Origin of the sequence: Phytopseudomonas seleniipraecipitans (genome assembly GCF_900102335.1) — a bacterium.
GTDB classification, from domain to species: domain Bacteria; phylum Pseudomonadota; class Gammaproteobacteria; order Pseudomonadales; family Pseudomonadaceae; genus Aquipseudomonas; species Aquipseudomonas seleniipraecipitans.
Genome location: NZ_FNBM01000009.1, coordinates 177,295 through 196,865, shown reverse-complemented (window position 1 = coordinate 196,865; position 19,571 = coordinate 177,295). Strand labels below are relative to the sequence as shown.

Annotated in this window: 17 protein-coding genes; 9 read left to right on the top strand and 8 right to left on the bottom strand. The window is 63.4% G+C overall.

Annotated features, from left to right (window positions below; all coding sequences use genetic code 11):
* Position 1: 1 nt before the first annotated feature.
* Both treS and glgB read left to right on the top strand, forming a co-directional pair.
* The gene (gene treS, locus BLS60_RS18075; RefSeq protein ID WP_092370830.1) at positions 2-3,340 is read left to right on the top strand and encodes a maltose alpha-D-glucosyltransferase; all 3,339 of its coding nucleotides are present in this window, start codon (positions 2-4) and stop codon (positions 3,338-3,340) included.
* The gene (gene glgB / locus BLS60_RS18070; protein ID WP_070883551.1) at positions 3,337-5,541 is read left to right on the top strand and encodes a 1,4-alpha-glucan branching protein GlgB; all 2,205 of its coding nucleotides are present in this window, start codon (positions 3,337-3,339) and stop codon (positions 5,539-5,541) included. Before treS ends, glgB begins: the two co-directional genes overlap by 4 nt.
* Positions 5,542-5,597: 56 nt before the next feature.
* Here glgB and BLS60_RS21680 read toward each other — a convergent pair whose 3' ends face one another.
* On the bottom strand, positions 5,598-5,882 hold the full coding sequence (locus tag BLS60_RS21680) for a hypothetical protein (RefSeq protein ID WP_070883550.1): 285 nt from the start codon (positions 5,880-5,882) through the stop codon (positions 5,598-5,600).
* 228 nt (positions 5,883-6,110) lie between these two features.
* On the opposite strand from BLS60_RS21680, the gene BLS60_RS18060 reads away from it, so the two are divergent.
* The 3 genes from BLS60_RS18060 to BLS60_RS18050 all read left to right on the top strand — a co-directional run bounded on the left by BLS60_RS18060 (position 6,111) and on the right by BLS60_RS18050 (position 8,838).
* Entirely contained in the window at positions 6,111-7,199 is a 1,089-nt protein-coding gene (locus BLS60_RS18060; RefSeq protein ID WP_420848486.1) for a DUF1615 domain-containing protein, read from the top strand.
* 146 nt (positions 7,200-7,345) lie between these two features.
* A complete protein-coding gene (locus BLS60_RS18055) occupies positions 7,346-8,185 on the top strand; it encodes an AraC family transcriptional regulator (RefSeq protein WP_070883549.1) in 840 nt (279 codons plus the stop codon).
* Between the two features lie 47 nt (positions 8,186-8,232).
* Positions 8,233-8,838, top strand: coding sequence for a LysE family translocator (locus BLS60_RS18050; protein ID WP_092370827.1), 606 nt, complete (start codon positions 8,233-8,235; stop codon positions 8,836-8,838).
* A 232-nt stretch (positions 8,839-9,070) separates the two neighbouring features.
* Here the strand turns inward: BLS60_RS18050 and BLS60_RS18045 are convergent, their stop codons facing one another.
* Genes BLS60_RS18045 through BLS60_RS18035 form a run of 3 tightly spaced genes read right to left on the bottom strand, consistent with a single transcriptional unit; the run spans position 9,071 to position 10,853 of the window.
* Positions 9,071-9,754, bottom strand: coding sequence for a GNAT family N-acetyltransferase (locus BLS60_RS18045; RefSeq protein ID WP_092370824.1), 684 nt, complete (start codon positions 9,752-9,754; stop codon positions 9,071-9,073).
* 14 nt (positions 9,755-9,768) lie between these two features.
* The gene (locus BLS60_RS18040; RefSeq protein WP_092370821.1) at positions 9,769-10,206 is read right to left on the bottom strand and encodes a GNAT family N-acetyltransferase; all 438 of its coding nucleotides are present in this window, start codon (positions 10,204-10,206) and stop codon (positions 9,769-9,771) included.
* 20 nt (positions 10,207-10,226) lie between these two features.
* Positions 10,227-10,853 carry an FMN-binding negative transcriptional regulator gene (locus BLS60_RS18035; RefSeq protein WP_092370818.1) on the bottom strand — a complete coding sequence of 209 codons (627 nt, stop codon included), beginning with the start codon at positions 10,851-10,853 and terminating at the stop codon, positions 10,227-10,229.
* Positions 10,854-10,942: 89 nt separating this feature from the next.
* On the opposite strand from BLS60_RS18035, the gene pdxR reads away from it, so the two are divergent.
* The 4 genes from pdxR (at position 10,943) to BLS60_RS18015 (ending at position 15,628) form a co-directional block, all read left to right on the top strand.
* The gene (pdxR, locus tag BLS60_RS18030) at positions 10,943-12,415 is read left to right on the top strand and encodes a MocR-like pyridoxine biosynthesis transcription factor PdxR (RefSeq protein WP_092370815.1); all 1,473 of its coding nucleotides are present in this window, start codon (positions 10,943-10,945) and stop codon (positions 12,413-12,415) included.
* A 210-nt stretch (positions 12,416-12,625) separates the two neighbouring features.
* Positions 12,626-13,888, top strand: a complete 1,263-nt coding sequence (locus BLS60_RS18025; protein WP_167357683.1) for a cytochrome P450 — start codon at positions 12,626-12,628, stop codon at positions 13,886-13,888.
* Positions 13,889-13,960: 72 nt separating this feature from the next.
* Positions 13,961-15,169, top strand: coding sequence for a PrpF domain-containing protein (locus BLS60_RS18020; protein ID WP_092370809.1), 1,209 nt, complete (start codon positions 13,961-13,963; stop codon positions 15,167-15,169).
* Positions 15,170-15,190: 21 nt separating this feature from the next.
* On the top strand, positions 15,191-15,628 hold the full coding sequence (locus tag BLS60_RS18015; RefSeq protein WP_092370806.1) for a GNAT family N-acetyltransferase: 438 nt from the start codon (positions 15,191-15,193) through the stop codon (positions 15,626-15,628).
* 37 nt (positions 15,629-15,665) lie between these two features.
* Here the strand turns inward: BLS60_RS18015 and BLS60_RS18010 are convergent, their stop codons facing one another.
* The 4 genes from BLS60_RS18010 to BLS60_RS17995 are packed head-to-tail and all read right to left on the bottom strand — an operon-like array spanning position 15,666 to position 19,571.
* Positions 15,666-16,694 carry a lysylphosphatidylglycerol synthase domain-containing protein gene (locus BLS60_RS18010; RefSeq protein WP_420848485.1) on the bottom strand — a complete coding sequence of 343 codons (1,029 nt, stop codon included), beginning with the start codon at positions 16,692-16,694 and terminating at the stop codon, positions 15,666-15,668.
* Positions 16,655-17,887, bottom strand: a complete 1,233-nt coding sequence (gene clsB, locus BLS60_RS18005) for a cardiolipin synthase ClsB (protein ID WP_092370800.1) — start codon at positions 17,885-17,887, stop codon at positions 16,655-16,657. The genes BLS60_RS18010 and clsB overlap by 40 nt, the downstream gene beginning before the upstream one ends.
* Positions 17,884-18,663 (bottom strand): endonuclease/exonuclease/phosphatase family protein, encoded by a 780-nt coding sequence (locus tag BLS60_RS18000; RefSeq protein ID WP_092370797.1) that lies wholly within the window; start codon positions 18,661-18,663, stop codon positions 17,884-17,886. The genes clsB and BLS60_RS18000 overlap by 4 nt, the downstream gene beginning before the upstream one ends.
* Positions 18,660-19,571, bottom strand: a complete 912-nt coding sequence (locus BLS60_RS17995) for a DUF72 domain-containing protein (protein WP_092370794.1) — start codon at positions 19,569-19,571, stop codon at positions 18,660-18,662. The genes BLS60_RS18000 and BLS60_RS17995 overlap by 4 nt, the downstream gene beginning before the upstream one ends.

The window sequence follows — 19,571 nt, the reverse complement described above, 5'->3', positions numbered from 1 at the left end:
AATGTCACGCAAAGCCGACGCCCGCCGCGGAGCGTTTCTCGACGACCCCCAGTGGTACAAGGACGCGATCATCTATCAGGTGCACGTGAAGTCTTTCTTCGACGCCAACAACGATGGCATCGGCGACTTTGCCGGACTGATCGCCAAGCTCGATTACATTGCTGATCTGGGCGTCAACACCTTGTGGCTGCTGCCGTTCTATCCGTCGCCGCGCCGCGATGATGGCTACGACATCTCCGAGTACCGCGGCGTGCACCCCGACTACGGCACGATGGGTGACGCTCGCCGGTTTATTGCTGAAGCGCACAAGCGCGGCCTGCGAGTGATCACCGAGCTGGTGATCAATCACACCTCGGATCAGCATCCCTGGTTCAAGCGTGCGCGTGCAGCGAAGCCCGGCAGCAAGGCGCGCGACTATTACGTGTGGTCCGATGATGATGGCAAGTACGACGGCACACGGATCATTTTTCTCGACACCGAGAAATCCAATTGGACCTGGGATGCAGAAGCGGGGCAGTACTACTGGCACCGCTTCTATTCACACCAGCCTGACCTGAATTTCGATAACCCGCAGGTGCTCAAGGAAGTGCTCGGGGTGATGCGTTTCTGGCTCGACATGGGCGTCGACGGTTTGCGCCTGGACGCCATTCCGTACCTGATCGAGCGCGACGGCACCAACAACGAAAACCTGCCGGAAACCCACGAGGTGCTGAAGAAGATTCGCGCCGAGCTGGACGCCAAGTACCCGGATCGCATGTTGCTTGCCGAGGCCAATCAGTGGCCCGAAGACACCCAGCTGTATTTTGGTGGCCAAGACGGCGGCCCCGGCGATGAATGCCACATGGCGTTTCACTTTCCGCTGATGCCGCGCATGTACATGGCTATCGCTCAGGAAGACCGCTTTCCGATCACCGACATCCTGCGCCAGACCCCGGAAATTCCGGATAACTGCCAGTGGGCGATCTTCCTGCGCAACCATGATGAACTGACCCTGGAAATGGTCACCGATCAGGAGCGCGACTACCTGTGGAATTACTACGCCGCGGATCGTCGCGCGCGCATCAACCTGGGTATTCGCCGTCGCCTGGCGCCACTGGTCGAGCGTGACCGGCGGCGTATCGAGTTGCTTAACAGCCTGCTGCTGTCCATGCCGGGCACACCGACGCTGTACTACGGCGACGAGATCGGTATGGGCGACAACATCTTTCTCGGTGACCGCGACGGTGTACGCACGCCGATGCAGTGGTCGCCCGACCGCAACGGTGGCTTCTCCCGCGCCGATCCGGCCAGCCTGGTGCTGCCGCCAGTGATGGACCCGCTGTATGGCTTCCAGAGCATCAACGTGGAAACCCAGTCGCGCGACCCGCATTCGCTGCTCAATTGGACCCGGCGCATGCTCACCATTCGCAAGCAGCACCGCGCTTTCGGCCGCGGCACCTTGAAGATGCTCAGACCGAGCAACCGCCGGGTGTTGGCCTATGTGCGCGAGGCCACTGATGCCGACGGCAATCCTGAACTGATTCTCTGCGTGGCCAACCTGTCGCGTTCTGCTCAGGCGGTCGAGCTGGAGTTGTCCGCGCATGAGGGCAAGGTGCCGGTGGAGATGGTCGGTGGCTCGTCCTTCCCGCCGATTGGCCAACTGAATTACCTGCTGACCTTGCCGCCCTATGGCTTTTACTGGTTTCTGCTCGCCGAGGAGGCGCAAATGCCCAGCTGGCACGTACCACCGGTCGAACGCATGCCGGAGCTGACCACTCTGGTGATCAAGAATGAACTGAGTGAGCTGCTGCAGCCCCCTGCACGCGGCATGCTTGAGCAGGAGTCGTTACCCGCGTATCTGCCCAAACGGCGCTGGTTCTCCGGGCAGGCCGAAGACCTGCGCGAGGTGAAGATGCTCTACGCGATTCCCTTTGGCGAGGCGGACGAACTGTTCGTGCTCAGCGAGGTGGAAGTCAGTCGCGCCAGCGGCGCCAGCGAGCACTATCAGGTGCCGCTAGGCTTCGTCGGCGAGCATGAGGCTGGTAGCAGCGTGCCCCAGCAGTTGGCCCTGGCGCGCTTGCGTCGCGGTCGCCAGGTTGGCCTGCTGACCGACGGCTTCACGCTCAACGGCTTCGTGCGTCACGTGATGCGCCATCTCGACACACGCAGCGTGCTCGATTGGCAGGGCAGTGAAATTCAGTTCGTGCCGACGCCGCGCCTCGAGGCACTGGGCGACCTCGGAGAGGCTGATATCCGCTTGATTTCTGCCGAGCAATCCAACAGCTCGGCGATCATCGGCGACCAGGCGGTGCTCAAGCTGGTGCGCCGCGTACTGCCCGGCATTCATCCTGAAGCCGAGGTGGGTGGTTATCTGACGGCGGCCGGCTTCGAACACATCGCACCGTTGCTGGGCGAAGTGCGCCGGGTCGACGAGCAGGGCGTGCCGCACACGCTGATGATCCTGCAGGGCTTTCTGAACAACCAGGGTGATGCCTGGCAGTGGACCCAGAACAACCTGGAACGCGCGATCCGCGACGAACTGGCCGGTGGCCTGTCGCAGCAGGAAAACCAATACACCGCCTTGGCTGAGCTGGAAACCTTCGCCGGTTTGCTGGGCCGCCGCCTGGGTGAAATGCATGTGGCCCTTGGGCAGGCCAGTGACAACCCCGACTTCGGCTACCACGAAACCACCGAAGCCGACGTGGCTGAATGGTCGAAAAGCATCGCCGCGCAGGTCAACGAAGCGCTGAATGTGATCGCCGAGGGCCGCGGGCATTTGCCGAGCGAGGCTGCCAATCAGGCTGACTGGCTCGCCGCCCGCCACGAGCAGATCATCGCTCTTGTCGACGACCTGGCGCGCCGCTCGGCGGGTGGCATCCGTATGCGCGTACACGGCGACTTGCACCTCGGCCAGGTATTGGTCGTGCAGGGCGACGCGTACCTGATCGACTTCGAGGGCGAGCCGACCCGCACGCTGGACGAGCGTCGGGCGTTCTACAGTCCGCTCAAGGATGTCGCCGGCATGTTGCGTTCCTTCGATTATGCCGCGGCCATGGCCATGCGCAATGCGCAGAGCGCCGACGTATCCAGCGAGGCCGAGCAGGCTCGCCATGACATTGCCGGGCTGTACCGCAGCCAGGCGCGAACTGCCTTCAACGAAGCCTATCGCCTGGCTGCCGCGAACCTGCCTCATGCCTGGCATGACCGTGAAGGTGAAGTGGCCGCTCTGGCGCTGTTCTGCATCGAGAAGGCGGCTTACGAAATTCTGTATGAAGCGCGCTATCGACCCGATTGGCTGGAGGTTCCAGTGCAAGGGCTGATAGAGCTGACCAAATATCTGTTGGGGAGCGGTAAACGATGAGCAATGGAGAAACCGATCGCCAAGTGGCGGGTATCGAGCGCGCCGCAATCGAGGCTCTGGTAAGGGCTGAGCATGGCGACCCGTTTTCGGTCCTGGGCCCGCACGCGCTGGCCCACGGCATAATCATTCGCGCCTACCTGCCTGGGGCGCTGGGTGTCGAGCTTATCCACTCGGTAAGCGGCGAGGTGCTCGGCGCCCTGGAGCAATCCAGTGTGCCGGGGCTGTTCAGCATCCGCGTCGAGCAGCGCGTGCCTTATCACTACCGTATCCACTGGAGCTCGGGTGTTCAGGAAACCGAAGACCCGTACGCCTTCGGCCAACTGCTCGGCGAGATGGATCTCTATCTGTTCGCCGAGGGCAATCACCGCGAATTGGGCAAGAGCCTGGGTGCGCAGCTGACCAGCCATGAAGGTGTCGAAGGTGTGCGCTTTTCCGTGTGGGCGCCGAATGCTCGGCGTGTGTCAGTCGTCGGGAGCTTCAACGGCTGGGACGGTCGCCGTCACCCGATGCGCTTGCGTCAGCCAAGCGGTGTCTGGGAATTGTTCATCCCGCGCCTCGGTGCCGGTGAAGTCTACAAGTACGAAATTCTCGGCCGCGACGGCATCCTGCCGCTCAAGGCTGACCCGATGGCATTGGCCACCGAACTACCGCCGGCGACCGGTTCGGTAGTGTCGGCGCCGCTGCAATTCGAGTGGCGCGATGACGACTGGATGCAGCGCCGTGAGGCGCAACAGGGCTACCAGGCACCCATGTCGATCTACGAAGTACACGCCGGGTCGTGGCGCCACGAAGCGGGTGAAGAAAGCCGCGTGCTCAGCTGGAAAGAGCTCGGCGAGCAGTTGATTCCCTATGTACAGCAACTGGGCTTTACCCATATCGAGCTGATGCCGATCATGGAGCACCCGTTTGGCGGCTCATGGGGCTATCAGCTGCTGTCGCAATTCGCGCCTACCGCGCGCTATGGCAGCCCGGCTGATTTCGCGGCGTTCGTCGATGCCTGTCACCAGGCCGGCATTGGCGTGATTCTCGATTGGGTCCCTGCGCATTTCCCTACCGATGCCCATGGCCTTGGCCAGTTCGACGGTACGGCTCTGTACGAATACGCGCACCCCTTCGAGGGCTTCCACCAGGACTGGGACACGTTCATCTACAACCTCGGTCGCAATGAAGTGCACGGCTTCATGCTGGCGTCGGCGCTGCATTGGCTGCGTGCCTATCACATCGACGGCCTGCGCGTAGATGCGGTGGCTTCGATGCTCTACCGCGACTATTCGCGCAAGGATGGCGAGTGGATTCCCAATCGCCATGGCGGCCGCGAAAACCTGGAAAGCATCGATTTTCTACGTCACCTCAACGACGTGGTCACCCAGGAAGTGCCTGGCGCGCTGGTGATCGCCGAAGAGTCGACAGCCTGGCCAGGTGTCAGCCGACCGACTCAGGAAGGTGGCCTGGGCTTCGCCTACAAGTGGAACATGGGCTGGATGCACGACAGCCTCAAGTATGTCGCGGAAGACCCGCTGCACCGTCGCCATCATCACCATCAGATGACCTTCGGCCTGCTGTATGCATTTTCCGAGCATTTCGTGCTGCCGATTTCCCACGATGAAGTGGTACACGGCAAGCGCTCGTTGCTGGACAAAATGCCGGGTGATCGCTGGCAGAAGTTCGCCAACCTGCGCCTGTACCTGAGCTTCATGTGGAGCCATCCCGGTAAGAAGCTGCTGTTCATGGGCTGCGAGTTTGGTCAATGGCGCGAGTGGAACCACGACAACGAGCTGGACTGGTACCTGTTGCGGTACGGCGAGCACCAGGGCGTTCAGCAACTGGTCAGCGACCTCAATGCGCTGTACCGCCATGAGCCTGCATTGCACCAACTCGATGGCAAGCCGGAAGGCTTCGCCTGGTTGATCGGCGACGATGCCACCAACAGTGTGTATGCCTGGCTGCGTCAGGATGAAAGCGGCGAGCCATTGCTGGTGGTGCATAACTTCACGCCGGAGCCGCGCAACGGTTATCGCGTCGGCGTGCCGAAAGCGGGCGCCTGGCACGTGCTGCTCAACAGCGATGCCGAGCGTTATGCCGGCTCCAATGCCGGTAGCCAGGGTGGCGTGGTGGCCGAGGCAATTGCCAACCATGGTCAGCCGCAATCGCTGCTGCTGGATCTGCCGCCCCTGGGCACGCTGGTAATCAAGCCGCAGTAAGCGGGCGCGGCTCAGCTGAAGGGCGATCTGTCATGGCTGACAGATCGCCCAACTGCTCAAACGTAGGATTGCCCGGCGAAACCGCGCGGTAGGCGATGCGTACCTGGCAGGTCAGTCAGGTGTTGCTGCCAGGCAGCACGCCAATCGGTACGTGGCGGTGACGTTCGGGTTTTGCGCGTAGCGCGGCGCGCTGCATTGCGGGTGTCGCGACGGGCCTGCTTATATGCCTCGGTGTTGCGACAATTACGGCATTTCACTCGATTCAGCTCTGCGCTCGAAGCGAGGTTTTCGCCGTGCGTGCCGCAGGCCAGATGGCCATCGTTCTTGTAATGAGTAACCATGGGTGGATCTCCTTGTGTCGATCCGGAAGCGGAACGTGCTCCGTGTCTGCCGGCCTGTTGATTCAAGCCATCGACCTAAGGTAGACCGCAGTTGGCTGCGCCGGTTCGCTTGTGCTCCTCGGGTGCCCAAGGCTGCAACGGCTGTTGCCGGCCTTGCTGAAATTATCCCGAAGCGGCTTGGTGCTGGCGTTGTCTCAGTTGCGTCATGTTTATCCGAGGACGTTGTTGGTGAAACCATCGTTGCTGCGTATCCCCTGCGTACTGCTGGTTCTGTTGCTGGCGGGCTGCTCCAGCCGGTCGCAGGTGCCTGCGCCCAATCCGGCCGAGGTGCGTGCGCAGATCGTCCGCCTGCTACCGGCGCAGACGGCGGATCGCCAGGGCTGGGCCACCGACATCTACGCGGCGTTCGCCGCCCAGGATATCCCGCCGACCACCGAAAACATCTGCGCCGTATTGGCGGTGACCGAGCAGGAATCGACCTTCAACGCCGACCCCCAAGTGCCGGGGCTGGCAAAAATCGCTCGGGCGGAAATTGACCGCCGTGCGGCCCGCCTGCACGTGCCGCGTTTTGTGGTGAATGCCGCGCTGAACATCGACTCGCCCACCGGCAAAACCTATCAGCAGCGTCTTGATCGTGTGCGGACGGAGAAGCAGCTTAGCGAAATCTTCGACGACTTTACCGGCATGGTGCCGCTCGGCCGGCAGCTGTTCGGCACCCTCAATCCGGTGCGTACCGGCGGACCGATGCAGGTCAGCATCGCCTTCGCCCAGGCCAATGCCGACGGTTATCCCTATCCGCCCGACGGCTCGATTCGCCGTGAGGTGTTCAGTCGCCGCGGCGGCATGTACTTCGGCATCGCCCATCTGCTCGGCTACCCGGCCAATTATCCGAAACCCTTGTATCGCTTCGCTGATTTCAATGCCGGCTGGTACGCCAGCCGCAACGCCGCCTTCCAGCATGCGGTCACCACCGCGTCGGGCATTCCGCTGGCACTGGACGGCGACCTGATCATCCACGGCAGCAGCAAGGCCGGCTCCACCGAATTGGCGGTGCGCTCCCTGGGTGATCGCCTGAACATGAGCGACCGGGCGATTCGCCGGGCGCTGGAAGAGGGCGACAGCCTGGACTTCGAGTCCAGTCGCCTGTACGAGCGCGTGTTCGCTCTTGCTGACGAGGCCGAAGGCAAACCGCTGCCGCGGGCGGTGCTGCCGGGCATCGTGCTGAAAAGCCCGAAGATCACCCGACGCCTGACGACCGCCTGGTTCGCCGACCGGGTCGACACTCGCCACCAGCGTTGCATGGCGCGCGCCCGGTAAAACTACCGGCGTTGCCATCGCTGCTTGCCTTGGGCTGCTTGCCTTGCCAACGGGAAGGGTGTTCCCTGTGCTGCACAAAACTTCCAGAATGCTACGAATGAGTCGGTTAGCATGAGCGATTGGCAGAGCATGGCGCTGGAGCAGGCATGAGCGCGCAGAGTTGGGTCGACCTGGCCCAGGACGAAGACACCGGCATCGAGACCATCCGCGCGCATTTTCGCGGGCATGCCTACGATCCCCACTGGCATGACGCCTATCTGGTCGGCTTCACCGAGCAGGGCGTGCAGCAGTTTCATTGCCGCAAGCAGCTGAACAGCAGCCTGGCAGGGCAGGTGTTTCTGCTCGAACCCGGTGAGCTGCACGATGGCCACGCGCCGGAGCCGGAAGGCTTCACTTACTCGATGCTATACCTCGATGCCCACTGGCTGGAGCGCGAGCTGCGCAGCCTGTTCGAGCAGGCGCCGGCAGACTGCCTGCCGGGTTTCAGCGCAACGCTGGCCAGCGAGCCGCGCCTGCTGGCGGCAGTTGGCCAGGCCTTCAGCGCGCTGCATCGCCATGAGATGCGCATGCTCAGGCAGAGCGCGCTCGATGGCCTGTTGACGCGCCTGACCGAGCAGCTGCATTGGCGTCGACGTCTCGACCCGGACCCGCGCCTGCCGTTGGTGGCGCAGCGGGCGAGGGATTTTCTGCATGACCAGCACACCCGCGACATCGGCCTCGATGACCTAGCCGCTGCCTGCGGTGTGGATCGCTTTCGCCTCAGCCGTGCCTTCAAGGCCGCCTTCGGCCTGGCGCCGCACGCCTATCTGGTGCAGTTGCGTCTGGCCCGTGCCAGGCATCTGCTGGCCCGTGGCGAGCCGCCCGTGCAGGTTGCCGCCGTGCTTGGTTTCGCTGACCAGAGCCACCTCGGCCGCTGGTTCCGACGGGCTTACGGCATGACACCGGCCCATTACCAGCGCCGCTGCTCAAACCTTCCAGACGCCTGAGCCGGGCCGGCCGATCATCAACGCTCGCCTAGCCGTGGAGCCCGTTGATGAGTCAGTTGTTGCCGTTCATGTTGTTCGCCTTCGTCGCCTCCATTACCCCTGGGCCGACCAACGTGCTGGTGCTGGGCAGCAGCGCGCGCCATGGCGTGATGGCCACGTTGCCGCTGGTGCTTGGCGCCTGCCTGGGGGCTGCGGGGATCGTGGTGGCAGTGGGGCTTGGCCTGGGCGAACTGTTGCAGCAGCACCCGCGCGTGCAGTGGGCGATGGCCGGGTTCGGCGTGCTGTGGCTCAGCTACCTGGCGTGGCGGATTTTGCGCAGCCCGCCCGTTGCGCTGGATGATTCGGCTGAGCAGCCTGGCGAGAAACGACTCGGGCTGTTCGCCGGCGCCGCCTTGCAGCTGATCAACCCGAAAACCTGGATGATGGCCCTGGCAGTGGTCAGCGTGTTCGCCGCGCCTGGCCCTGGGCAAGCCATGCGGGTGACCTTGCTCGCAGCAGTGTTCCTGGCGATTTCACTACCATGCCTGGGCTGTTGGGCATTGCTTGGGCGCGGCGCTGCCAGGCTGTTCACCTCGGCCCGGGCGATGACCCGGTTCAATCAGGCCATGGCGCTGTTGCTGCTGGTTTCCGCCTGGCTCGGCGCGCCCTGGTAATCGCATCGCCTGCAAACCTCGGTTAACACAACCACGTAGCAGCGTGCTTGCCGCCGATCCGTGGCCGTGATGCCTGGTCACGGTAGGGCCGCTGTCGCTTTCGCGCCGAGGGCGACACTCCTAGCCGATTGGTTGTTACCTCGCGACGCCGTGTAGGAGCCGCGCCCCGCGGCCAATGGCGGCCACGATGCGGTTTTGCAGGATGGCCACAATCGTGTCGCGCGAAAAATACCTAGCGGGCACGCAGCGCTTCCAGGCGCTGACGCTGCTTGCCCTGCTCATCGAAATTGTCGGGCGACAGCCAGCGCTGCAGCGCATCCCGGCACTGCGGCCACTCGCTGTCGATGATCGAGAACCAGGCCGTGTCGCGGTTGCGCCCCTTGATCACCGCGTGCTGACGGAACAGGCCTTCCTGCACGAAACCCAGCCGCTCGGCTGCGCGCAGCGAGCGTTGATTGCGGCCGTTGCACTTCCACTCCAGGCGCCGATTACCGAGGGTGTCCATGGCCAGGCTCATCAGCAGCCAAATCGCTTCGGTGGAGGCAGGGGAGCGCTGCATGGCGCGGCCAAAAGCGATATGGCCGATCTCGATACACCCGTCGTTTGGCGCAATACGCAGGAAGGACAGCAGCCCGACGGCGCGCCCGGTGGTCTTGTCGACCACGCTGAAGAACAGCGGGTCGCTGGTGCTTTGCTTGTCCTGCAGCCAAACATCGAAAGCGGCACGTTCGGCGAAGGGACCGTAGGGCAGGTAATCCCACAATGCCGGGTCGCTGTCGGCGCCTTGCAACGCGAGCCAGAGATCGTCGCCATGCGTGGCGCTATTCAGGGGCTCCAGGCGCACATAGCGGCCGTCGAGGGTGCTGCGAGGCGGCGGCGAAACGGGTTTCCAATCGAGCAAGGTGTCGTGGTTCATGGTCTGGCTCCTGGTTACAGCAGCTTGCGGTATTGCACGAAGCCAGGGCGCTCGGCGATGTGATCGTAGAGCTGCATGGCGGTGGTGTTGCTTTCATGGGTCAGCCAGTGCACCCGCGACGCACCGGCGAGGCTGGCCTGGTTGTAAACGTGTTCGATCAGCTTGCGCCCGGCGCCGCTGCCCCGAACGTGTTCGTCGACGTACAGGTCCTGCAGGTAGCAATAATCGCCGGTGGTCCAGCAGGAACGGTGGAAGATCCAGTGCACCAGGCCTATGGCGCGCCCTTCGTGCCACGCGAGGGCGGCATGCATCGGCTCGTCGGCAGCCAGGAAGCGTTGCCAGGTCACGGCACTGATGGCCTCGGGCAACGCGTGTCGGTAGAAACGCAGATAAGCCTGCCAGAGCGGCGCCCAGGCAGCGTGGTCGTCAGCGGTGATGGCACGTATTTCCATGGTCGAGAGGTTCCTGCTGGTTAGCCGTTCATGCGCTGCGCGAGGTCGCGGTCGCGCGGCTCGGTGCTGTTGGCGAGGCCGTCGTGTACGCCTCGGCGATCGGCCTCGCTGCGGTTCTGGCCGAGCTTCCATTTGCCTTCCAGGCGCTCGATGGGCAGGGCGAAGCCGACCACGGCACGCAGCATGCCGGCGATATAATCCTGGGGCGCATCGTCCATCGCCCAGGGTTGCGGGCGCGGGCCTTCGTGGCGCTCGGTCAGGCCTGCGAGCAAGCTGCGCAGGCGTTCGGCGTCGTCGAAGACCTCGGCACGCCCGTAAGCGTGCACCGCGATGTAATTCCAAGTCGGCACCACCTTGCCGTGCTCGGCCTTGGCCGGGTACCACGACGGGCTGACATAGGCGTCGGGACCGTTGAACATCACCAACGCCTCGGTGCCTTCGGCCAGCACCTGCCAGTGTGGGTTGGCCCGCGCCAGGTGGCCGTACAGCGTGCCGTAGCGGCCTTCGTCAGGGCGCAGCAGCAACGGCAGATGACTGGCTTGCAAGCCGTTCTGGCCGTGGCTGACCAGGGTGGCGACGCGACAATTGCCGATCTCCCTGTGCAAGGCGGGGAGGTCGGTCTGGCGGAAAGCGGGAGGCACGTACATGAGGCATTCCAATGAGTGGACGCGCCTATGCTAGAGCTGCTATTGGTCTGTTGTAAGATCCATTTTCAGTGACTTTCGTGGGGCCAATCATGGTGTCTTCAGCATCCTTGCCGGTTGATCTGTCAGGCCTGCGTTTACAATCTGGCAGCGGCTTGGCCCGTCAGCTCTATCAGGCCCTGCGCGAGCGTGTGTTGGATGGTCGCCTGCCGGGCGGCACGCGCCTGCCCGCCAGCCGGCAACTGGCCGAACGCCTGGGCGTGTCTCGCAATACCATAAACCGTGCGCTCGACCAGCTGTACGCCGAAGGCTATGTGCAGGGGCGCGTTGGCGACGGCACCTATGTGGCCGACATCGTTGCCAAGCCGCAGCCGCCAGTTGCCGACGCGCCAGTGGGCACGCGCAGTGCCGCCCGGCAGATGCTCGACGCGCACCATCTACCGCCGCCATTGTCGGGCCCGCCACGGGCTTTTCGGGTCGGCGTACCGGCTTTCGATCTGTTTCCGTTCGACACCTGGGCACGACTGTCGGCACGTTTCTGGCGGCGGCCTTCGCCGGCGCGGCTTGGCTACGGTGACCCGGCTGGGGATGCGCAGTTGCGCGAGCTGATCGCCGCTTACCTGCGCAGCAGCCGCGGGCTGCAGTGCGACCCCGGGCAGATCGTCGTCACCTGCGGCTCCCAGCAGGCCATCAGCCTCTGCGCGCAACTATTGATCGAACCGGGCGATTCGGTGGCCGTGGAAGATCCCGGCTATCGCGCCGCTGCCCACGCTCTGTCGATTGCCGGAGCGCAGCTGCGCGGCATCGCTGTCGACGGTGAAGGTCTGGACGTCGCGGCATTGGAGCAGGCCGGGGCTTGCCGCCTGGCCTACGTGACGCCTTCGCACCAGTACCCGACCGGCGTCACGCTGTCGCTGCCCAGGCGTCTGGCGCTGCTCGACTGGGCCGAGCGCAACGAAGCCTGGATTATCGAGGACGATTACGACGGCGAGTACCGCTACAGCGGCACGCCCCTGGCGCCGTTGGCCGCGCTGGACCGTGGGCAGCGCGTCGTCTACGTCGGCACCTTCTCGAAAATTGCCTTTCCGGGCCTGCGGCTGGGCTATCTGGTGCTGCCACCGTCGCTGGCCCGCGCGTTTGCCCGCCGTCGTGCTGTCGATATCCGCCATTCGGAGATCGGCACCCAGGCGGTAATGGCCGAGTTCATCGCCGCAGGACACTTCCAGCGGCATATCCGCCGCATGCGTAACGCTGCCCGTACACGTCGCGATGCCTTGCTCGCCGGTTGGCCCCAAACCGTGCCGGGCTGCCAGTCATTGCCGGATGTGCAGGCTGGCCTACACCTGAGCGTGCGCTGCGACAGCCTGGCGCGCGAGCGAGAATTGATTGCCCGCGCCGCCGCCGTAGGTGTCGAGATCAACCCCCTCAGCAGCCAGTGGCTGCCGGACGGCGAGACCGTGCACGACGCCCGTGCGGGGCTGGTATTGGGCTTCGCAGCGGTGCCCGAAGCGCAGATCGAGTCGGCGCTGCAGGCGCTGCGTGGCGCCTGGGGCCTACCTGCCTGAGCGCGTTGCGCGTTGCCCGCCGCTAAGCAGACGGGGTCGTTTGCTGGTGTACGTTCAACGCCATCCATAAGCGTTCAGGCGAACCGTTGAGCCAGCGAAACGGCTCTGCACAGGCCTGAGCGGGCGATGGCCGGTCTCCAATCAGCTTCAACTTCACGCTGCGGGCGTCAGTCCATAAAAGACCTATGGACGATTAGGGAGCCCTCACTCATGCCTGTGCCTAGAGATTCCCACCTCGACAGCTCCTTCGCCTTGCTCCGCGAAGGGTATGGCTTCATCGGCAATCGCTGCCGCCGACTGCGCAGCCCAGTGTTCCAGTGCCGCATTCTGCTGCAGCGGACTTATTGCCTGCAGGGCCACGACGCCGCTGCGATGTTCTACGAGAATCCCAACCTCAGCCGCGTCGGCGCGGCACCGCGCATGCTGGTCAAGACGCTGTTCGGCGCGGGCGCGATTCAGGGCATGGACGGGCCTGCGCATCACGACCGCAAAGCCCTGTTTATCGAACTGCTGACGCGCGAGTCCGCTGCACGGCTGGTTGAAGGCGTCGAGCAAGAGCTGCTCGATTCGCTGGACGCCTGGGTGGCCGCCGAATCGGTGGACGTGCTGAGCGAGCTGCAGGGCGTTCTCTACCGGGCAGTGAACCGCTGGGCGGGGGTGCCGGCGGAGCACCTGTCTGCCCGGCACCAGGCGCAACTGGTAGCGCTGATCGAAGGTGCCGGCAGTGCTGGCCTGGAGCATTTTCGGGGGCGCAGCGCGCGCAAGCAGGCCGAGCGCTGGGGTGCGGAACTGATCGAGGCGCAACGTCGCGCCGGGGGTACGCTGCTACCGGCCGATAGCCCGGCAGCGAAAATCGCGGCCTATCGAGAAAACGCTGAACTGTTGGCGCCGAGAGTCGCCGCCGTGGAATTGCTCAATGTGCTGCGGCCGATCGTAGCGGTCGCGTATTTCGTGCTGTATGGGCTGGTGGAACTGGCGCGTCATCCGCAATGGCGTGAATCGCTGCAGGATGATGATCGCCTGTTACTGCCATTCGTGCAGGAAGTGCGGCGGTTGTACGCCTTCTTCCCGTTCACCGCTGCGCGGGTGGTCAATGATTTCCAATGGCAGGGCCTGGAGCTCAAGCGCGGATCGCGGGTGCTGCTGGACCTCTACGGCAGCAACCGCGACCCGAAGGTATGGCCCGAGCCGGATCGATTCCACCCGCCACGCTTCGTGGATCTGCCGCTCGATGCATACACGCTGATCTCCCAGGGCGGCGGTGATCATCACACCGGGCACCGTTGTGCGGGCGAGTGGTTGACCATCGACATCATGCAAACCTGCCTGCAGGTGCTGTGTCGACGGGTGCGTTATCAGGCGCCGGTCATCGAAGAGCAACCATTGCGCAATTGTTTCCCGATGAAGTTCTCCCGGCGGTTCGAGATCAGCCGCGTGCAATGGCTGGCCGAGCAGCGCCGCACTTCTGAGTGACGGCGGTCTACGGTCGAGCGTTTCGTTCGATGCCGTTATGATGGGCGCCCGCTCAAACCCGAGGACCTGTCGATGTTGCCGTCTGCCGAATTCCAGCCGCGCCTGCGTGATGGGTTGATCGAGTTTCCCGTGCATCACGTACGCGGCGGCACCTCAACCGGGCTGGTGCTCTGGGAGCCCTTTGCCCCGCGCGAACCAGAATTGAGGGAAGAGCTGTTGCGTCATCTGATGGGCGTGCCGCTGAGTGGCACGCACCCAGGCAATCGGCAGATCACCGGCCTGGGGCGTGGCGCACCGACCAGCAACAAGGTGTTCTTTGCCGACTGGGAAACGCACGCAGGCGCTGGCCGGCTGGTCAGCACCCTGGCGCAGTTGGCTGGGGATCATGCGGCCATCGATTGGAGCGTCAATTGCGGCAATCTTTCCAGCGCCTTACCGCTCTGGGCGCTGGACGTCGGGCTGGCCAGCGTCGCGGCGGGCGAGACTGCCGATATCAGCATTCGCAACAGCAATACCGGGGTGATCAGCACCGGGCGTATCGGTCGTGGGGCTGATGGTGCGCTGGTCCGTGCATCCATTCCCGGCGTCGACGGCGAGTTTCCCTCTGTCGATCTGTTCCTGCATCACCCCGTAGGCGCCAAGACCGGTCAGTTGTTGCCGACCGGCCAGGTTGTCGATCGGATCGACGGGCGCGCGGTGTCCTGCGTCGATGTGGCAGTGCCGATGGTCATTGCTCTGGCCAGTGATTTCGGCAAGACCGCCCACGAGTCGCTCGCCGAGCTGCAAAGCGATCATGCCTTCATGAGCCAGCTGCGCGATGTTTGGGTGGCAGCCGGCCTGCGCATGGGCCTGCGCCGCCGTGACGGCGAATTGATGAGCGCCGACGAACTGGCACGCAGCGAAACCCAGCCAAAGGTTTGTATCGTCGGGCCACCCAAGGGCGACGGTAACATTGCCGTGCGCTACTTCACCCCGCAGTCGCTGCACGCCTCGATGGCGGTGTCTGGCGGCTGCTGCCTGGCCGCTGCGGCGTTGATTCCGGGCTCGGTAGCCTGGCAGGTCGCCAAGGGGCTTGATGCGCCGTCAGGCGAATTTGCCGATATCGAAGTGGCCATCGAAAACCCCGCCGGTATCCTCGCCACGACGGTGGTGGCGCGCGAGTGCGAGGGGCGGCTGGAGGTAGACAGCGCCGCTTATCGACGCACCGCGCAGGTGCTGCTGCGCGGGCATGTGCCGCTGTACCGGGCTTCGCCACAGTTAATCGCTGCATTGCGACCGTAGCGAGATACACAGGAGTAGGTCATGAAAATAATAATAAGGCTCGCCAATCACGCTGATATCGATGCCATTTTTCATATTCGCACCAGCGTCCGGGAAAACCATTTGTCTCACGCCCAGTTGACGGAAATGGGCATCACCCCCGAAGCGATACGAAAGGCGATTGCCGAGGCTCCCTGTGCCTGGGTCGCCGAGGTCGACGATGTTCCCGTCGGTTTTTCCATGGCTTATCGCGAGGAAGGCTGCGTGTTCGCCGTTTTTGTTCTCCCTGCATTCGAGGGGTATGGGCTGGGGCGTAGTTTGATGGGCAAGGCGGAGGCGTATCTGTTCCAAAAACACCAGACGATAGGGTTGGAAACCGCTGAAGCCAGCCGCGCGAGTGGTTTTTACCGACACCTCGGCTGGCAGTCCGTAGGGCATCTAGCGGATGGTGATGTGCGTTTTGAAAAGCGCCTGAGGTAACGACCCGACGTCACCGAACAGGCGCTAATCCTGCGCGTCAGGCCGGATCGCTGGCTTCTGCGGAATTGTCCTGATTGCTGTTCTGACGCAGCTTCTTGGCGCGCTTTTCCAACACCAGATACACCACACAGGCGACCGCCAGCGGCAGCAGGAAATAGATCGCCCGGTAGCCGATCAGCGCGGCGACGATGCTGCCCTTGGACATCTCGTGCTGCAGCATGGCGATAAATACCGCCTCGATCACGCCCAGCCCGGCTGGGATATGGGTGATCACCCCGGCAATGCTACTGATCATCAGAATGCCGAGAATCATCGGGTAGAAGGCTTCTTCCGGCAGCAGCAGGTAGATGATCAGCGCCATCAGCGACCAGTTCAGCGCACCAAGGCCGGCCTGCAGCAGGGCCATGGGCAGCGCAGGCAGGGTCAGCTCATGGCCGCGAACGCTCCAGGTACGGCGCTTGGAAAACTGGCAGGCCAGCAGGTAACCGATGCCCACGACCAGCAACGCCACGCCGATGATGCGCAGGCCCGTAGCACCGATTGCCCAGCCTTCCGGCAGTGGCAGCAGGCCAAAGGTGAACAGCACGCCAGCCAGCAGAATGTAGCCGAGCCAGTTGGTGATCAGGCTCATGCTTAGCACGCGGGTGATGGTTGAAACCTTCAGCCCAAGGCGCGAGTACAGCCGATAGCGCAGGGCTACGCCGCCAACCCAGGAGCTGAGGTTGAGGGTGAAGGCGTAGCAGACGAAGGTCAGCGGCAGGATCTGCCGCGCCGGCAGTTTATGCCCGGTGTAGGCGCGCCCGATCAGGTCGAAGCTCGAATACACGGCATAGCTCAGTACTGTCACGCCGATTGCAGCGAACAGAATGCCGCTGCTGTAGCCTCGCAGCGCCTTGCTGACTTCGTCCCAGTCGAGGTTCTTGACCAGCATGAACAGCAGCACCGGCACCAGAATGAAGAAACACAGGGTCAACAGCCGCTTGGCCCAGCGCCATGCCGGCTTGCCTTGCTTGTCGTCGGGTTTGCTCACGACACTTTCTCCTGATCGACCTGCAAGTTGCCGCATTGCGCGGCATCGACTTTCGGTTGCAGCAACTTGAGCCGCGGCGAGTGGGCGGGGAACCAGCCGGCGATGGCCGGAAAGTGCCGCAGGAAGTGGAAGCACAGGAAGATCAGCGGCGCGCGCCACCAGTAACCGCGCATCACTCGTTTCAGCGGCACCGACTTGCAGCTGGCGGTGGCCAGTTCCATCAGGTGGTCATACAGCCGGCGGTTGAGTGCCGGATCGCGGATGATCACGTTGGCTTCTAGGTTCAGCGACAGGCTCAGTGGGTCCAGGTTGCTGGAGCCCACCGTCGACCACTCGTGGTCAGCCAGCGCTACTTTGCCGTGCAGCGGGCGCTGGCAGTATTCGTAGATCGTCACGCCATCGCGCAGCAGGTAGTTGTAAGTCAGGCGCGAGCACAGGCGCACCAGCGGCATGTCTGGCTGGCCTTGCAGAATCAAGGTGACCTTGACGCCACGACGCGCCGCGTTGCGCAGTTCGCGCAGCAGGCGATAACCCGGGAAGAAATACGCATTGGCCACCACCAGACGGTGCTGGGCATTGCGGATCGCATCCAGGTAATGCTGTTCGATGGTGTTGGTGTCTTCGCCATTGTCGCGGATGGTCATCAACAGCCGGCTGTTGCCAGCATGCCGGTGCTGAGTCGGCTGGTTGCTGCGACGCAGCGCGATGTCGCGGTCGTCACGGGCCTCAAGCAGTCGCTCGCTGGCCGCATGCAGGTCGGCGACGATTGGCCCGCGCACCCGTACCGCGTAGTCCTGCTTGGCCATTGGGCCGTATTCCATCAGGTGATCGACCCCATAATTGATGCCGCCGATGTAAGCGACCTCGCTGTCGACCACGACGATCTTGCGATGCAGGCGGCGAAACAGGTTGGTGCGCATGCCCAACAGCCGCTTGCCAGGGTCGAACATATGAATACGCACGCCAGCCTCGACCAGCGCAGCGACATATTCCTGCGACAGGTCAGCGGTGCCGTAGCCATCCACGGTGATCTCCACGCGGGCGCCGTTGCGCGCCGCGCTGATCAGCGCTTGCTGCAGCTCCATGCCGACCTTGTCTTCGAAGATGATGAAGGTCTCCAGCAGCACCTCGCGTTGCGCATTGCGGATGCTTTCAAACACAGCGGGAAAAAACTCCTCGCCGTTGATCAGCAAATCGACCTGGTTGCCATCACGCCAGTCGTACTTCATAGCCGTATCTCCACAGCCAACGGTGCATGATCCGACAGGTGCGACCAGGGGCGGGTCGATAGCACCTGCGGATGGTGAGTGGTTGCATTGCGTACGTAGATGCGATCCAGGCACAGCAGCGGCCAGCGCGCCGGGAAGCTCTTGGCAGGTGCGCCGTGCTCGCTGACGAAGGCCTCCTTGAGGCCGCTGGCAGCCAGCAGCCCATCGGCGCGCTTGCGCCAATCATTGAAGTCCCCGGCGACGATCACTGGCGCATCGCTGGGCAGGCCGTCGAGCACCTTGCAGAGCAAGCCGAGTTGCTGCTTGCGGTGAATTTCCCGTAGCCCCAGGTGCACGCAAATGGCATGCACTTCGGCATGCCCAGGCACGTCGAGCACGGAATGCAGCAGCCCGCGTTGTTCCTGGGTGCCGATGGAAATATCTAGATTCTCGTGACGCAGAATCGGGAATTTCGACAGCAACGCGTTGCCATGATCGCCGTGCGGGTAAACCGCGTTGCGCCCGTAGGCGAATTGCGGCCACATGCTGTCGGCGAGGAATTCGTATTGCGGCGTCGGCGGCCAATCTTCGTAGCGCTTGGCGTGGTGCTGGTGCGTGCCATGCACCTCCTGCAAGAACACCATGTCCGCAGACAGGGTGCGTACGGCATCGCGCAATTCCGGCAGGATGAAGCGCCGGTTCAGTGCGGTGAAACCCTTGTGGGTGTTGACCGTGAGAATCTTCAGCGAATGGACCGCGCCGGCCAACTCCGTTGGTGCCGGTTGGTGAGTCGTCATGATGCTGCTCCTGGCGACTGGCCGGGCGCGTTGGGTAGCGCCCTGGCCAGGTCGAACTTCTCTAAAAGCGAATAGGCGTCGTAGGGCGCGCGGACCTTGAGGTCGTTGTCGAAGTAGCAATACACGTCGCGCGATGCGCGTGCCCGTGGCTTGTGTGGGTCGATCAGCTGGGCATCGCCGGGCTGATGGCCACGGCTCCAGGTGGCGATGCGCTGGTGCCAGTGCGCCAGAGCTTCGGCGTCGTATCCACTTTCGTAGAGCTTGCCGTTGCCGTGCAGGCGCAGGTAAACGAAGTCGCTGGTTAAATCTTCGGCGTAGGGCCACTTGCCGCCGCTGTCGGCGACGACCAAGGCAACCTTGTGCTTGCGTAGCAGCTTGATAAACGCAGGGTCGCGAAAGCTGTCGTGGCGTATTTCCACGGCATGCCGCAAGCGCTGATGATGCGGGACCTTGGTGCTGTCTTCGCCGTGACGATCAGCTTCGCGGGCGCAGCGCTGCGCCTGTTCGGTGTCATGCGGCAGCAGGTCGAGGAATGCGCCGAAGCGTTGTTCGTCGAAGGCCATGCTGGGCGGGAATTGCCAAAGAATCGGCCCGAGCTTTTCGCCCAGTTGCAGTGGGCCCGAGGCGAAGAAGTTGGCGATCGGGGTCGCCACCTCTTTCAGGCGGCGTACATGGGTGATATAGCGTGGCGCCTTGACCGCGAAGCGAAAGCCGTCCGGCGTTTCGGCCGCCCAGCCGGCATAGCGCTCTGGCGTTTGCAGGGCATAGAACGAACCGTTGATCTCGATGCTGTTGACGGCGCGTGAGGCGAACTCCAGCTCCTCGCGCTGACGCAAACCTTCAGGGTAGAAATCACCCCGCCAGGGCGCATAGCGCCAGCCGGAAATACCGATATGGATGTGGCTCAC

Coding starts and splice junctions, on each gene's coding strand:
- BLS60_RS18055 (WP_070883549.1), top strand. CDS start 7,346: ATGAGCGCGCAGAGTTGGGTCGACCTGGCCCAGGACGAAGACACCGGC.
- treS (WP_092370830.1), top strand. CDS start 2: ATGTCACGCAAAGCCGACGCCCGCCGCGGAGCGTTTCTCGACGACCCC.
- pdxR (WP_092370815.1), top strand. CDS start 10,943: ATGGTGTCTTCAGCATCCTTGCCGGTTGATCTGTCAGGCCTGCGTTTA.
- clsB (WP_092370800.1), bottom strand. CDS start 17,887: ATGAAGTACGACTGGCGTGATGGCAACCAGGTCGATTTGCTGATCAAC.
- BLS60_RS18050 (WP_092370827.1), top strand. CDS start 8,233: ATGAGTCAGTTGTTGCCGTTCATGTTGTTCGCCTTCGTCGCCTCCATT.
- BLS60_RS18045 (WP_092370824.1), bottom strand. CDS start 9,754: ATGAACCACGACACCTTGCTCGATTGGAAACCCGTTTCGCCGCCGCCT.
- BLS60_RS18035 (WP_092370818.1), bottom strand. CDS start 10,853: ATGTACGTGCCTCCCGCTTTCCGCCAGACCGACCTCCCCGCCTTGCAC.
- glgB (WP_070883551.1), top strand. CDS start 3,337: ATGAGCAATGGAGAAACCGATCGCCAAGTGGCGGGTATCGAGCGCGCC.
- BLS60_RS18025 (WP_167357683.1), top strand. CDS start 12,626: ATGCCTGTGCCTAGAGATTCCCACCTCGACAGCTCCTTCGCCTTGCTC.
- BLS60_RS18015 (WP_092370806.1), top strand. CDS start 15,191: ATGAAAATAATAATAAGGCTCGCCAATCACGCTGATATCGATGCCATT.
- BLS60_RS18010 (WP_420848485.1), bottom strand. CDS start 16,694: ATGCGGCAACTTGCAGGTCGATCAGGAGAAAGTGTCGTGAGCAAACCC.
- BLS60_RS21680 (WP_070883550.1), bottom strand. CDS start 5,882: ATGGTTACTCATTACAAGAACGATGGCCATCTGGCCTGCGGCACGCAC.
- BLS60_RS18040 (WP_092370821.1), bottom strand. CDS start 10,206: ATGGAAATACGTGCCATCACCGCTGACGACCACGCTGCCTGGGCGCCG.
- BLS60_RS18020 (WP_092370809.1), top strand. CDS start 13,961: ATGTTGCCGTCTGCCGAATTCCAGCCGCGCCTGCGTGATGGGTTGATC.
- BLS60_RS18000 (WP_092370797.1), bottom strand. CDS start 18,663: ATGACGACTCACCAACCGGCACCAACGGAGTTGGCCGGCGCGGTCCAT.